The following is a 13,158-nucleotide window of genomic DNA, read 5'->3' as shown; positions in this document are numbered from 1 at the left end:
CTTTACATCTAAAACTGCATATAATATTTCCCTTCCTCAAATTTATAAAAGGTTAATTTGTCATTCCCATATTCTTCAAGGGTTTCTTGTGTCACTGGTTCATATTTTTTCAAAACACCACTTCTTTCTAATTTTCCCTTCAACCAAATTCCGAAAATTTGCAAGCTGTCTTTTGAACGAATGTTTTTGTAATAATCACCTTGTGTTCTCATCGGGATTATTAAGCCATCATCTGTATAAGCTAGGAAATCACCTTTTGGATAAAATGTCTGAGAATTAAGATCATTACTAGCTATTAACTCAATCTCGTACCAAGGCCTAGGTTTGATTTTACCTGTTGTGCGACTCCATCTACCTTTACCAAAATAAACATTTAAGTTGGATTTTTCCTTTTCGGCTACCCTCTCCAAAGGGAAGATAAATTTTGGAAGCCCTTTCACATTAATACTGGTTGGATCGTATTTTTTTAGATTTGCCCAAAGTCTTTCAACCTTATCTAAAACAATTTTCTTTTTCCCCGGAACTGTTATCTCAGCTTCATCTATTGATATAGAATATGAGGGAGAATAAAGGTCATTTAGGAATGCAACTAAATCTACTTTTTGATCTTCATTCAGGATGGGCATCGTACACTCTATATTACCCTTAGTGCCACTGGAAGAGAAGTTGGATGAACCAACATAAATGTTAGAGACATCTTTTTTATCAAATAGATATACCTTTCCATGATATCTTCTTCCATTGGTAACGAAAACACCTGAATTATTACCAAAAACCTTTAAGGCAGTATTTAATTTTGTAACTGCATCTAGTTTTTTTTGACTTAATCCTTCGTAAAACGCCATTCCCAAAAGTAGGCGGGAAGTACCTCCATTTTTTGCAATTTCAACAAATGGTTTTTCAAACGCATTAATTACATCTAATGAAGCATAACCTGAGGCTATGGTTACATTCTTGGAAGTGGTAAATTCTCTGTCCAATATTCTTCGAAAATCCCCACCATGTTTTTGAACATTAGTGTACATTGGCTTTTATACTTTCTAAAAACGTTTTAATGTGCTGTGCAAAGGGTAGAATGCCAGAGGGTGGGACTGAATTACCAATTTGCTTTCTTACCTCAGAAATTGTACCCTCAAATACAAAATCATCAGGATAACCAAATAATCTAGCTCTTTCACGATTTGTTAATGGTCTAGGTTCATCAAAATGGTAACCCCAAGTACCTCCACCACCTGCGGCAATAATAGTTGTTGATGGTTTATTGGGATGAAGTCTTCTATAAACGTGAGAAATCATGCCTTTAACATAGTGAGGAGAACTTTTTGGAATATCAGTAAAATTACCACCTGGAGGGATTAATTTTAATTTTTCTATTGTATTTGGTTGAATATTCTGATGTTCATTATTGTATTTTACTTTATTAACTCCTTTTAGGGCTTCTTTTGAGGATAAGTAATTATTGGGATCTCTTGTTGGTGCCGGAATATCAAAAAACGCATCCAAATCCTTTCTTACTCCGATAATAAGAACACGCTCTCTAAGCTGCGCAACGCCATAATCCGCAAAATTTATCAAATGTGCGGTGGTACTATAACCATAATCGCCGGTTTCGGAAAAATCTTTGATTATTTGTTGTATTGCTTTCTTCTTATTCGCCGTTAGAATTCCTTTTACATTTTCCGCAACAAACATTAATGGTTGCTTTTGGGAAACTATTTCAACAAAATTTTGATAGAGATTACCTCTATCCGTTGTAATTCCACCTCGTTTCCATATCATGGAAAAATCTTGACAAGGAAAACCACCTAAAATTAAATCGGCATCTGGTATTTGAGAATAGTCCATCTGTGTAATATCTCCACAAACAATATGGTTTCCAATGTTTTTAGCATAGGTTTCACAGGCTCTTTGCTCAATATCGTTTGCCCATTTTATATTAAAACCTGCCTGATGGAATCCTAAATCCATTCCACCACAACCTGAAAAAAGTGAAATAACATCTAAATTTTCTTTATGGTTCGAGACTTTTATATTGTTGTTGGTTGGCGAGTAAATTCGCAATTGTGGTTCTTTAATTTCCATATTAAAACTTGAATTCACCTTGTTTTGATTTTTTTATTTTCAAATAATTTGATGTTTCTTCTGCAACAGAGAAAATTGTTTCCGAACACCTATATTTATTAGCCTCTCTTGCGAATTTGTCAGCGAAATATAGGTCTATGATTTTTTGTTTATCAATGTCAAAAATATGTGCTAAAAGTTCCAGCTTGTTTTTGCTAAAAGTTTGTGCGCCGTTCTCAATTCGGCTCACTGCACTTGAATTAACTCCAATTTTAGCTCCGAAATCAGTTTGTGTCCAATCTCTTAATTCTCTTTCCTTCTTAATGAAATTACCAAAACTTGTCATTACTAAATTCCATTTGATACCTTATTAGCAAATATATAAATGTTATGCGATTTTACTATCAACTACTTTGAACAATTCGCTTTTTAAAATTGGAAATGAATTGTTACTCTTATCAAAAATGCCTAAATTGGTGATGTAAAACTCCCATAAGTTTTGCCTTTGGATGTGCCGATTTGAACACGGTTCAGAGTTCGGTTAACTAGTTTTAGTTGACAATGTAAAGTAATGAAAATCAACTATTTATGTTTATAGGGGTGGGCCTGCCACCCCGACTTTTTAACATATCAATTGTTACTAAAAACCTGTTAATCGAATGATTATCAGGTTTTTTATTTTTTAGAGAAATCAAATGATTCGATTTAATGCGTCAACAAAAGTCAACAAATCGGATAACAAAACCGTTTTAACATTTGTGTTGACCTAATTGTTAAAGCAGCCTTTTTGGTTCGGTAAATAAATGTATCTTTATAAGTGATTTGGCTTTCGTCTGACAACACCTGTTGTTAACTAAAAGACGAAACAAATGAAAACATCGACCACCTTCAGTATTTTGTTCTGGGCAGACTTCGCAAGGGCAAAAGACAAGCAAGCTTCCCTCTATGCCAGAATTACCGTAAACGGAAAACGGGCGACCATTAGCCTAAAACGAAAAACTCTGGTCTCCGATTGGGACATCCACAGAAACAGGGCAAAGGGAAACAACCAAAAATCCAGAATGCTCAACAGCTATCTGGACGAAACCTACACCTTTCTTTTTGAATGCTACCGGGAATTAAAAACGGAACGCAAACTAATTACCGCACAAGCCGTAAAAGCAAGGTATTTTGGAGAGGACGACGATAGCCATTCCATTATGGACATCATTAATTACCATAATGAGGATATGGAGGGCAAGCTGAAATGGGGCACCCAAAAAAACTATTTCACTACCCAACGCTATATTTTCAAGTTCCTAAAAAAAGCATATAAGACTACCGATAAGTATTTACAGGAACTGGATTATGATTTTATAATAAAGTTCGAAAAGTATCTGCGGAGCTACGTTCCGGAGGACCACCAGAAACCGATGGGCAACAATACCGTAATGAAACATATCGAGCGGTTCAGAAAGTTGGTACACCTGTCGCAAAAATTGGGATGGATAGAACGTGACCCGTTCATCAACTTTAAATCCAAGTTCATAAAAAAGGAACGCGGGTTTTTGAGTCTGGACGAACTCCAGGAAATCGAAAATAAGGAACTGACCATTGCAAGGTTACAAATGGTAAGGGATTTGTTCGTTTTCAGTTGCTATACAAGTTTGAGCTATATCGATGTCATCCATTTGACGGAAGATAACATCTGTATAGGCATTGATGGAGAATTATGGATTCATTACAGACGTGAAAAAACAACCAAACCCATCCGTATACCATTGCTTCCAAAAGCTTTGGCCATTATCGAAAAATACAGAAACAATTACAAAGCCGTTGCCCAGGGTAGACTCTTTCCCAAAATATCCAACCAAAAGCTGAACTCTTATTTAAAGGAGATTGCGGATGTCTGTGGTATCAAAAAGAACCTGACCTTTCACATTGCCAGGCACACATTTGCTACTACCGTTACATTGAGCAATGGTATACCTATTGAAACGGTATCGAAGCTGTTGGGTCACTCGAAAATTTCGACCACCCAGATTTATGCCAAGGTCATTGAGCGTAAAGTAAGCGATGATATGCAAAAATTAAGGGTGCAATTTTCTGAACAGAAAGATGATTCAAACAAAGCTTATCACAATATGTGATAGGCACTTTAATAACCAAAAACTATAAAATGGAACTATCAATAATAAAAGAAAAAATCTTTACGATTAGAGGATATAAAGTCATGTTGGATTTTGACCTGGCCGAACTTTATGGAGTTGAAACAAGAGTGCTGAAACAGGCAGTGAGACGGAACATCGACCGTTTCCCCAATGATTTTATGTTTGAACTGACCAAAGAGGAGTTGGAGAATTGGAGGTCACAATTTGTGATGTCCAATGAATCTAACAAAATGGGATTACGATATGCTCCCTTTGCATTTTCTGAACAAGGGGTTGCCATGCTCTCCAGTGTACTGAAGAGTAAAAAGGCCATACAGGTAAACATTTCCATTGTTAGGGCTTTTGTAATGTATAGAAAGCATCTTGCGGACTATGGGGATTTAAAGGAACAAATAGCCAAACTTGAAAAAGAAATGAACGTTAAATTCAAGGACATCCACCAAGCGTTGAACTACCTATTGCAAAAAGATAAAGTACAGATTGACCAACAGAATAGGGAACGAATTGGGTTTAAAACCAATGATAAAAAACCAAGCCGATAAAGCTTGGTTTTTAGGTTTATATAGTACAGTAATTTTGTTAAAGAGTTGTCTCCAATACCACTTTTCTGCTCCCGTTCCGTTCCATCAGTTCCAGCATCAACTTTTCGTTATCGCCTAGGACAAACTTTGGAAGCACAAATACAAACCGTTGCGATTTCCCATCAGCAATAGCGTTGGGCATTTTATATTTATAAACAACCTCTTGTCTCAACCGTTGGTAAGAGGCTTTCCGTTTATTGTTGCCATTGGTCCGGTACACATTGAGATAGTCAATTTCGAAATCGATTCCGGATTTGTTCTTGACCTCCATTACCAGATGCACCTCGGAAGCATCGTAGACCATTTTCTGTAACTTTAATCGGATTCCTTTTTTACGTTTTACGGCAATGGTTTCAGAACCGGATCTGAGTAAATATTCACTAGCTCTTTGAAAATAAGCGGTTCTATCCTTATTGGTGGCGGTTGCTGGATTTTCAGTTTTGAGTATTTCCATTGTGGGGCTTTCATTGCCAATGCTTTCATCCTCGTCGATGAAGTAGTTCAGTTTGGTAAGTTTTTCGGAATATTTCAAGATATAGGAATACACCTTACCGTCACTGGTAACGGCCAAAAGATTGCTCTCGGTTCCCGGTTTTGCCTGTAACAGTCCAAAATACTGTTCCTTTTCACGGTTGTAGGTGAACACAAAATGGGAAATTCCTGTAATGCCCTGCCTTATGGGATTGGGAAAAAACAGGGCAACGTTCTTTTGGTCATTGGCATAAATGGTGTCGAGTGGTTTCTGTGCCTGTATAGATGTTGTAAAGGCCAATAGCAGTAATGTGATAAAAGTTTTCATAAGAGTAAGTTTAATAATTGCCCATCATGGGCTTTCCTTGAAATTTGGTCTTGGATATTTTTAAAATGAGTTTGTAGTTATCAGTTATTGTAACCTTGACATTGCGATGGTTACGCTGGAAAATTTTTTTGAAACCACTGACCTGAGGCACTCCGGTAATGTTAATGTCGTCCACCATATCCCCAACGATTTCATTGGTAACTTCTGCCCTAAAACTGTTTTCCACATAAATTCCCTCGCTACCGTCCTGATAGTCATGTGCCCTTAATCTTACGGGTTGATGGTTGATGTTTTCAATATCGATGATGGCCCTATTGGGCTTAAAACTGATAAATCCATAAATGGGCGTATTCCTGGAATAACGTTGCCCATAAATCATGGCATCCTTTAGGAGCCGCATCTGTAAGCGATAATTGTTTTTGACGGTCTGCGTACCATCTACACGGACGTAGATAAAACCGTCCGTATTTTTTGCATTCAAATCGTCATTCTCGATGGGGTGGGAAGCAAAAAAGAGTTGGTGCTCCAAAGCACGTTCCTTGACCTCGACTTCGGTTTCCTGCTCATCCTTGACGTCGATGGTGTCCTTTTCCTTCTTAATGGTCGGTTTTGATGGCCTGTACCTCGGATTGATATGTTCATAGGATTGTTCTGAATATTTTATCTGCCCTTGTTTGTAGATACTGTCCACCAATCGCATCTTTTCCTTGTCCAACAAATCCGGGTCATAAACGCCCGTAGAATCCAGTAGCCGTTCATCGTAGATGCTTGGGGCATTGGTTTGCCTAACCTCCTTCAAATCGTTCAGGGCATCCAATTTTGAATCGTACTGTTTTTGATCGTCCTCCAATTCTGGCACGGGAACCTGGTTGTTCTCTAGGGTCGGTTCTTCATCCTCTCCCAATACCAGCATGGCATAGCTTCCTATAAAAAGTAGGATACATACCAATACAATGGAAAAGATGATTTTGTTTTTTTCTACTTTCATTTTATACGGGTTTTATCGTTCACCATTGATTTTTCGTAATGTTTTTTCAAAAAAGTCGGTAATCAGCAATCCGTGGGTATTGTTCGGAAAGTTCCTATCCACCTTGATAAGGTTGCCCGTTGTGATAAGCTCGTAGGTATCGGTTATGGAACCCCGGTTGATTTCAAAAACGGTCCTGGTCTCAAACCTGTAAGGCTCGTTTTGGATATCCACTTTGGATTCGATGCTCAACACTTTTTGCACCAATGAATACTGTAACAAACGGTTATAGACCCCATCGGCCTTTTTCTGTCGATAGAGGGCATCCACTGAGCTGTTGCCCAGCCATAATGCCTTTTCCAGATTCCTTTCATAATTGCTCGCATCGATGTTGTAGAAGTAGGTATGGAACAGCTCCAGGTGCGCCAATGCCTCCACGTTCAGGTTTTCTTGTTGGGAAACGAGCTTCAAGGGAATTACACTACCGTTTGAGTTGACCACAAAGGCACTGCCCACGGTCTCCTTGTGCAGTTTGATGACCATCAGCATGGAAACAATACAGGTGAGCACAGCCCCTACAACGGCCGTCAATACAATAAAGCGGTTCAGCTTAAGGATGTTGTATATGTTTTTATAAGGTGTTTTCATTTTAAGTATGGATGATTAATTGTCTAATGTGCCTTTTAATGTGGATTATCCACCAGTGAAAAGTTTAAGGGTGAACGAGATGGCCCTACGGTACAGTTTGAACTTCAGGAATACGATAAACCCGATGGAGCCCAGTTGCAGCAACGGGGCAAAAAAGCTACTTCCCCAATCCGTTCCGAATAGGTTGCTCCAAAAATTGGTGTTGATTTCGGTATAGAGGTTGTTCAGGAATACATTGACCAAAAAGAAGGCGGCACCAGCATATACACCCCAGCATAGAGCTTAAAGAAATTGTAGGCCAAGGACCGGAACTTTTCAAATACGGCCAGACTGATGACCAATGGAAAAAACGCCTGCATGATGCCCAAAAGGAAAAACCGCTCCGCCAAGAACAAGGGATAGATGAACAAATCCAACAACCACAGAAAAACCCCGATGATAAAGGCTAGCATCTTCAACCCGTACAAAGGGGTGACCAGAGCCTCGTAGAGTATGGCCATTGCTTTTTTGGCGGCTTCCAAGGCACCCACATCCTGTTCGATGTCAATATCCTGCATCTGCAACGGGAGGAGTGCCGGAGCCGTGTCCCGGTATTGGGTCTCGATGGCCACCAAAATGGCATCGAAAACGCCCAATACCTGTGTAGAAAAAATGACCAAAATGACCACAGCTAAGTTTTTGGCCAGTTCCGCAGGGGTCAACCCCCAGGTATAGCCCTCGTTGTTCGCTACGCCCTCGTTGAACCCGTTAAAGTAAGTGTTGGTAAGCTCTAATATTTCGCTCTCTTTTAATTGGGTAAGGGACACCTTTCGGCTATTGTTGACAAAGGAAACGGCATCGTTTACCGAAGCGATGAACTCCTGTACAGTATGGTCCATCTGTTTATGGATGCCCTTTTCGACCTTACGGAACGGGTAGGTAAACTTGGTGGCGTTCAATGCCTTGTTGTATGGGAGAACAAAGAACAGATATGAACTATGTTTTAAATAACCACGCCCTTTAAAATAATCGTGGGTCGCTTTTTGGAGAAAGGTATCGTTGGGCAATTCGTTCGCCGTATAAAGGCTTTTTCTTTAAATGTCCTGTTTGTGAATAACCGTGGCCACGGGCAGTGATTTGGACGCCTGGAACCATGAACCGTGTATGTCCTCAAAATCCTTCTCAGATAAGGAGTATATTTCAGGGGTATCCACTTGGTAACCCAAAACCAAATTGCCATTGTTAGCAAAGATGATATGCCCCTGGATGTCCAAAATGGGATGGTATGCCGATAGGTTAATCCTTCTCATAGTATAAGTGGCTGCTTCTTTTGTTACTAATGGTCTGTGGGAACACCCTGTTGATGTGCATCAAAGCAGGGTTTTTGGTAAGGTGGGTCAGCACTGTATATAATGCTCCGTTCCATAGAAATATGGAAACGATGACCACAAAACTGAACGAAAAGATGATAAACAATAAAGAGCCGATAACGGATGTCATCATCAAGGCGAACAGGGATATGGGCAACCCCATAATCACCGCCCGCTTACGTATGTTTTTATAGACCTCGAACCGTTTCATTACACTACTATGCCTATTAAATAGGTGAAGATGCCCACTACAGCTCCGGCTATGAGGACAAAGACCAGTACTCGTGTAATCCCTTTTTTCAAATCGGCATTTTCACCGAAGAAATGTCCCGCATTGAAGAGGAAGCCGATAAGGAAGATGACCCCAAGGATAATCGGGAAAATGGCACGGATGGTATCGGAAACATCGTTGACGGAATCTTCGATGCCCCCTATTTGGGCAAAGGTTGTACTTGAAATGAGCAAGAGTAGGGTGGTTACATACAATGATTTTTTCATAATGAAATCGATTTAAAATTTGCCTGATTTTGATATTTGAAAAATACTGTATATTGTAATTCAAATAATTGATAATCAGTTGTTTGTGAATAAAATAAATTTTAAATCCGATTGTTTTTGTTTGATGCCAATTGGCATTAAATCATATGGAAATCTGAAAAGACTATGTTGATAACTCTAAAATTTTGGAAGTGCCTGGGCCTCAAAAACGTCAGTTTTTGGATTTCGCTCCTGCAATTCTGCTTTGTTTTTGGTCAGCAAAAAGTGATTATCATCGACCCCGGACATGGTGGAACCGATTCCGGTGCCATAGGTAGAAATGATATATTGGAAAAAGATGTGGTTTTGAATGTAGCCAAAGAAATTACCATACTTAACAAAACCCTTTTTGATGATAGGTTTGCTATCTATTTGACCCGATATGCCGATACCCTGGTTTCCCTAAAAGATAGGGGCCGATTGGCCGGGTCACTTAAAGCAGATGTGTTTGTGTCGTTGCACTGCAATGCATCTTCCAGAACCTCACAAGGAATAGAGGTGTATGTCCATACTTCCAGAAAAAAAGTAAAACATATCAAGGTATCCATTGCCATAGGACTCTCCATTTTAAAAGAAAGTACAGGAAAGCTCGGTTTTAAGGAACGAGGCGTGAAATTTGCCAATTTTCAGATACTTCGGGAGACTGTTGTGTATTGCCCAACGGTACTTGTTGAAATGGGATTTATTACCAATGCCGATGAAGCAGATTATTATTTGAATCCAAAAAACATCAGGGCTATGGCGTTGGCTATTTTGATGGGAATAAAATCATAGTCTATTCCGGATCTTTCTACAAAGATTTGGAAATTGATTTCTTTAAATTTATCAACTCATTCTTTTGTTCATTAATTAGACTTTCAAGTTCATTAAAAATATAATCAAATTTTTCCTTTTTAGAAGTCTTTTCAATGGCATTGGTATCTATAGAACTGGTATTCTTCAGTTGTATCATCATATCCAAATGACTAATAATTTCCTTTTCTTCTTTGGAAAGAAACTCACCATGTTCATTGTACCATTCTTTCTCTTTAAAGATGATTTCTTCATTAAAATTTACATCCATGCATTGATTGAAAATTTTTTCAGAATTATTTTTGACCAGATCTACAAAACTCGCCCATTTATTATCACGTGGAAGTGCCCTGTATTCAAGCCAACGAGGGGATATTAAAAAATCACGTTCCTTAAATACTTCTAAAATTTCTAGTATTGGAGCTACATTTTGTAGAGGCTTCTTCATAGGAAGAAATTCTCTATTTCTCCATAACTCTAATATTGCTTGGCAACATTCTTTTCTCAATTGTTCTTTTTTCTTTCCTGATGGGGCTTTATCAGCATTTTCCATTAACTCGGATATATAGTGAATCATCCATCTTACTAATGTGTTTCCGGTATGTTCTAGCTGTAGTTCTTTAATTATTTTTTTACCCAATTTTAAAATTGCGTCCTCTGAGTGTTTTAACTTTTCCATCTGGTCGTATAAGATAAATTTTTGTGTTGTTCGCTAATCCTAGATCTCGTTTTTCTAAACCATAGACTTTTTCATTTAGTTGTCTTTCAATCTCACATTTAAGAATCAAACACATATTCATCTCCTTTAAAAAATTTAAAATAAAATGAATATTCACTTTGAAAATTACACCGCTGCTTTCAACTTTATCGTGATATTTATATTCCGTAGTTTCGTTCCATTGCCTATATTCTGAAACCACCTTATTTTCAAAGAATGCTTCTTTATGGTATTCACTGTATGAAATATCAAATATGCTTTCAATTTGTTTTCCAAAACAGATATAGTCTCTTCCAATATCCTTCTTAAAGGGATCTTGAACGTCCAATCCTTCATAATCTGAGGATGGATTTCTTAACCATCCTATATATTGAAAACCATTTACGTCAATTTCAAAATCATATTCATCTTTTTCAAAAGGTATTGCGTAGTCATAGGAATCTTCAGCTGACTGAAACGCTCTTAACAAGGCTTCTGAACTGGATAAGCCGGGTAAACTGACCCACCTTCGCCGGATAAAACTGACCATGGCAATTGGACTGCCCAGATTTGATCTATCCGTGGGTTAAACTTAGTTTTTATTTTTCAATTTTCTTCTCATTGATTCGCCTTTTATATCTATTCTGTGTGCCGTGTGCACCAAACGGTCGAGGATGGCATCGGCCAGTGTTCTCTCCCCGATAATGTCGTGCCACTTTGATACGGGCAATTGTGATGCTATTATAGTGGATTTTTTGCCGTGCCTGTCCTCGATGATTTCCATAAGTGCATGCCTATTGATGTTGTCCAATGGCTTAAGGCCGAAGTCATCCAAGATGAGCAAGTCCTGTTTTTCAAGTTTGTTTATTTGTTTTGGATAGGAACCGTCGGCCTTTGATGTCTTGAGCAGGGTAAAGAGCTTTGCAGTATTGAAGTACATCGTTTTTGATCCCATGGAACAGGCCTGGTGGCCGATGGCCGAGGCCAGGTAACTTTTGCCCACGCCGGTACTGCCGGTAATAAGTATGTTCTCCCTTTTTTGGATGAACCCGCAGGAACCTAGCCGCCGGACCAGGTTCTTGTCCAGTTGGCGCGACGGTCGGTAGTCGATGGCCTCCATGACGGCCGTATACCTGAACCTTGCCGACTTGGTCAATCGCTCTATCCTACGGTTGTGCCGGTCGTCCCATTCGCACTGGACCAGATAGGCGACCAGTTCATCGTTGGTGTAACCGGTCGACGGACCGCCGGTCTCCATTGTTGTGGTGAAGGCCCTGTGCATTCCATAGAGCCTCATTTCTTTCATCAATTGCATTGTTTTTTCGTTCATATGTCCTGTTTTTAATATTGTTCTATTCGTAGTATTCCCCTCCCCTTATGTTGTTGTGCTCGGGCATTTCCATATCCCCGTCCATACGTTCATCGATCTGGTCCCATCCCTTTTTTAGGATGCGCTCGACCATATTGTAATTGTACGCACCATATTCCGAGGCACGTTTGCACGCATTTTCAAGACGCTCCCTTCCGTACTTTTTGGCAAGGTGGAGCACGCCCAGACAAGATTTGTAGGATTGTTCCGGGTGTTGCTTCTTCTCCAGGATGGCAATGATGTACCCTTTACAGTGTCCGCCGATATTGCCCGCCCAATCGATGAACCTTTCACTGCTCCATTCGCTCACGAACCTGTGGTGCGAGGGCATATGGTCGGCCAAGGTGGTATAGCCGTATTTCTTCCTGTCCCTTGTATGTACGGCGAACCTTTCGTGCTTATGGTAGATCTCGACGATGTTATCGGTATAGACCAGCTTGACCTGTTTGCCTATATGTCTGTAGGGCACGCTGTAATAATGCTTGTCCTTCCCAAAATAGATATGGCTGTTCTTGTGTACGGTGGCCTGGGCATATCGTTTTACCTCATAGCGTTTCGCCGGTAACGGCATCAGTTCGCCCTTCTCGATTTCCATGAAAAGTGAACGCCTGGAATATTCCCTTCCCCTGAACGACATTGCGTTGTGTTTTTCCAGCAGTTCCCTTATCGCGATGTTGATATCGGTCATGCCATGGAAGACCTGGTTCCGTAAAGGGGCGAACACCCTGGTGTAGATTATCTTCACGGCGTTCTCCACTATGGCCTTGTCCCTTGGCCTATAGGTACGTGTGGGCAGTACCGCCGTTTCGTAGTGTTCGGCAAAGTCGGCGAAGACCTCGTTGACCTTGGGCTCGTAACGGCTGCTCTTGGTGACCGCCGACTTAAGGTTGTCGGGCACCAGGGCCTTTGGTACGCCGCCGTAGAACCATAGTGCGTTTTCGGTGCAGCGGATGAAGTCCTCCAGTTTTTGGCTTGCGCAGGCCTCTACATAAGTATATTGGCTGCTGCCCAGTATGCAAACGAACACCTCCAGTTCCTTCAGTTCACCGGTTTCCCTGTCAACGATGTGGAGTTTCTTTCCCGTGAAGTCTATAAAGAGCTTGTCGCCGGCCTTGTGCTCCATGTGCATTACCGGAGAGGTCTCCTTGCGCCATTCGGCGTACCAATACTTGAACTGTGAGAGCTTGAAGCCATCGGGGTGCTTGGCA

The 13,158-nt window shown here is 40.1% G+C and carries 15 protein-coding genes and 2 pseudogenes; 3 read left to right on the top strand and 14 right to left on the bottom strand.

Features of this window, described 5'->3' with window-relative positions; genetic code table 11:
- Positions 1 to 8: 8 nt before the first annotated feature.
- From AC13CC_RS05520 to AC13CC_RS05510, 3 genes are read right to left on the bottom strand one after another with little or no spacing between them, the layout of a single operon-like run.
- On the bottom strand, positions 9 to 1,025 hold the full coding sequence (locus tag AC13CC_RS05520) for a restriction endonuclease PLD domain-containing protein (protein WP_482876508.1): 1,017 nt from the start codon (positions 1,023 to 1,025) through the stop codon (positions 9 to 11).
- Positions 1,015 to 2,082 (bottom strand): DNA cytosine methyltransferase, encoded by a 1,068-nt coding sequence (locus tag AC13CC_RS05515; RefSeq protein ID WP_482876507.1) that lies wholly within the window; start codon positions 2,080 to 2,082, stop codon positions 1,015 to 1,017. The genes AC13CC_RS05520 and AC13CC_RS05515 overlap by 11 nt, the downstream gene beginning before the upstream one ends.
- Position 2,083: 1 nt before the next feature.
- Positions 2,084 to 2,407, bottom strand: a complete 324-nt coding sequence (locus tag AC13CC_RS05510) for a helix-turn-helix domain-containing protein (protein ID WP_482876506.1) — start codon at positions 2,405 to 2,407, stop codon at positions 2,084 to 2,086.
- Positions 2,408 to 2,930: 523 nt separating this feature from the next.
- Here AC13CC_RS05510 and AC13CC_RS05505 point away from each other — a divergent pair.
- Both AC13CC_RS05505 and AC13CC_RS05500 read left to right on the top strand, forming a co-directional pair.
- Positions 2,931 to 4,190, top strand: a complete 1,260-nt coding sequence (locus tag AC13CC_RS05505; protein ID WP_225604062.1) for a site-specific integrase — start codon at positions 2,931 to 2,933, stop codon at positions 4,188 to 4,190.
- Between the two features lie 29 nt (positions 4,191 to 4,219).
- Entirely contained in the window at positions 4,220 to 4,753 is a 534-nt protein-coding gene (locus AC13CC_RS05500; protein ID WP_225604063.1) for an ORF6N domain-containing protein, read from the top strand.
- 37 nt (positions 4,754 to 4,790) lie between these two features.
- Here the strand turns inward: AC13CC_RS05500 and AC13CC_RS05495 are convergent, their stop codons facing one another.
- From AC13CC_RS05495 to AC13CC_RS05465, 7 genes and pseudogenes are all read right to left on the bottom strand, one after another.
- On the bottom strand, positions 4,791 to 5,591 hold the full coding sequence (locus tag AC13CC_RS05495; protein ID WP_225604064.1) for a DUF4138 domain-containing protein: 801 nt from the start codon (positions 5,589 to 5,591) through the stop codon (positions 4,791 to 4,793).
- Between the two features lie 10 nt (positions 5,592 to 5,601).
- The gene (gene traM, locus AC13CC_RS05490; protein WP_225604065.1) at positions 5,602 to 6,579 is read right to left on the bottom strand and encodes a conjugative transposon protein TraM; all 978 of its coding nucleotides are present in this window, start codon (positions 6,577 to 6,579) and stop codon (positions 5,602 to 5,604) included.
- Positions 6,580 to 6,591: 12 nt separating this feature from the next.
- Positions 6,592 to 7,206, bottom strand: a complete 615-nt coding sequence (locus AC13CC_RS05485; RefSeq protein ID WP_225604066.1) for a conjugal transfer protein TraK — start codon at positions 7,204 to 7,206, stop codon at positions 6,592 to 6,594.
- A gap of 45 nt (positions 7,207 to 7,251) precedes the next feature.
- Positions 7,252 to 7,949, bottom strand: a pseudogene (locus AC13CC_RS05480) (hypothetical protein); the annotation flags it as partial.
- Positions 7,938 to 8,495, bottom strand: a pseudogene (locus tag AC13CC_RS05475) (DUF3875 domain-containing protein); the annotation flags it as partial. The pseudogenes AC13CC_RS05480 and AC13CC_RS05475, both read right to left, overlap by 12 nt.
- Positions 8,482 to 8,766: a hypothetical protein gene (locus AC13CC_RS05470; RefSeq protein ID WP_225604067.1), complete on the bottom strand. Its 285-nt coding sequence runs from the start codon at positions 8,764 to 8,766 to the stop codon at positions 8,482 to 8,484. The gene AC13CC_RS05470 and the pseudogene AC13CC_RS05475, both read right to left, overlap by 14 nt.
- The gene (locus AC13CC_RS05465) at positions 8,766 to 9,053 is read right to left on the bottom strand and encodes a hypothetical protein (protein WP_225604068.1); all 288 of its coding nucleotides are present in this window, start codon (positions 9,051 to 9,053) and stop codon (positions 8,766 to 8,768) included. Before AC13CC_RS05465 ends, AC13CC_RS05470 begins: the two co-directional genes overlap by 1 nt.
- 264 nt (positions 9,054 to 9,317) lie before the next feature.
- On the opposite strand from AC13CC_RS05465, the gene AC13CC_RS05460 reads away from it, so the two are divergent.
- A complete protein-coding gene (locus AC13CC_RS05460; protein WP_225604069.1) occupies positions 9,318 to 9,866 on the top strand; it encodes an N-acetylmuramoyl-L-alanine amidase family protein in 549 nt (182 codons plus the stop codon).
- A gap of 16 nt (positions 9,867 to 9,882) precedes the next feature.
- On the opposite strand, the gene AC13CC_RS05455 is transcribed toward AC13CC_RS05460, so the two are convergent.
- The 4 genes from AC13CC_RS05455 to istA all read right to left on the bottom strand — a co-directional run.
- Entirely contained in the window at positions 9,883 to 10,563 is a 681-nt protein-coding gene (locus tag AC13CC_RS05455; protein WP_339714976.1) for a hypothetical protein, read from the bottom strand.
- Complete coding sequence (locus tag AC13CC_RS05450) at positions 10,517 to 11,131, bottom strand: hypothetical protein (protein ID WP_482876505.1); 615 nt, start codon at positions 11,129 to 11,131, stop codon at positions 10,517 to 10,519. Before AC13CC_RS05450 ends, AC13CC_RS05455 begins: the two co-directional genes overlap by 47 nt.
- Positions 11,132 to 11,173: 42 nt before the next feature.
- The gene (istB, locus tag AC13CC_RS05445; protein WP_225604039.1) at positions 11,174 to 11,911 is read right to left on the bottom strand and encodes an IS21-like element helper ATPase IstB; all 738 of its coding nucleotides are present in this window, start codon (positions 11,909 to 11,911) and stop codon (positions 11,174 to 11,176) included.
- 22 nt (positions 11,912 to 11,933) lie between these two features.
- On the bottom strand, positions 11,934 to 13,158 hold a 1,225-nt coding region (gene istA, locus AC13CC_RS05440), incomplete at its 5' end, for an IS21 family transposase (RefSeq protein ID WP_482876504.1).

It is taken from the genome of Flagellimonas sp. L-11, assembly GCF_056857735.1.
The sequence above is the reverse complement of the archived record's forward strand: the minus strand, read 5'-3'. Positions and strand labels throughout refer to the sequence as shown.

Bases quoted from the DNA above. Each gene is read 5' to 3' on its own strand.
- AC13CC_RS05485 (WP_225604066.1), bottom strand. From the start codon at position 7,206: ATGAAAACACCTTATAAAAACATATACAACATCCTTAAGCTGAACCGC.
- AC13CC_RS05515 (WP_482876507.1), bottom strand. From the start codon at position 2,082: ATGGAAATTAAAGAACCACAATTGCGAATTTACTCGCCAACCAACAAC.
- traM (WP_225604065.1), bottom strand. From the start codon at position 6,579: ATGAAAGTAGAAAAAAACAAAATCATCTTTTCCATTGTATTGGTATGT.
- AC13CC_RS05505 (WP_225604062.1), top strand. From the start codon at position 2,931: ATGAAAACATCGACCACCTTCAGTATTTTGTTCTGGGCAGACTTCGCA.
- AC13CC_RS05520 (WP_482876508.1), bottom strand. From the start codon at position 1,025: ATGTACACTAATGTTCAAAAACATGGTGGGGATTTTCGAAGAATATTG.
- AC13CC_RS05455 (WP_339714976.1), bottom strand. From the start codon at position 10,563: ATGGAAAAGTTAAAACACTCAGAGGACGCAATTTTAAAATTGGGTAAA.
- AC13CC_RS05500 (WP_225604063.1), top strand. From the start codon at position 4,220: ATGGAACTATCAATAATAAAAGAAAAAATCTTTACGATTAGAGGATAT.
- AC13CC_RS05465 (WP_225604068.1), bottom strand. From the start codon at position 9,053: ATGAAAAAATCATTGTATGTAACCACCCTACTCTTGCTCATTTCAAGT.
- AC13CC_RS05450 (WP_482876505.1), bottom strand. From the start codon at position 11,131: ATGGTCAGTTTTATCCGGCGAAGGTGGGTCAGTTTACCCGGCTTATCC.
- istB (WP_225604039.1), bottom strand. From the start codon at position 11,911: ATGAACGAAAAAACAATGCAATTGATGAAAGAAATGAGGCTCTATGGA.
- AC13CC_RS05470 (WP_225604067.1), bottom strand. From the start codon at position 8,766: ATGAAACGGTTCGAGGTCTATAAAAACATACGTAAGCGGGCGGTGATT.
- AC13CC_RS05495 (WP_225604064.1), bottom strand. From the start codon at position 5,591: ATGAAAACTTTTATCACATTACTGCTATTGGCCTTTACAACATCTATA.
- AC13CC_RS05510 (WP_482876506.1), bottom strand. From the start codon at position 2,407: ATGACAAGTTTTGGTAATTTCATTAAGAAGGAAAGAGAATTAAGAGAT.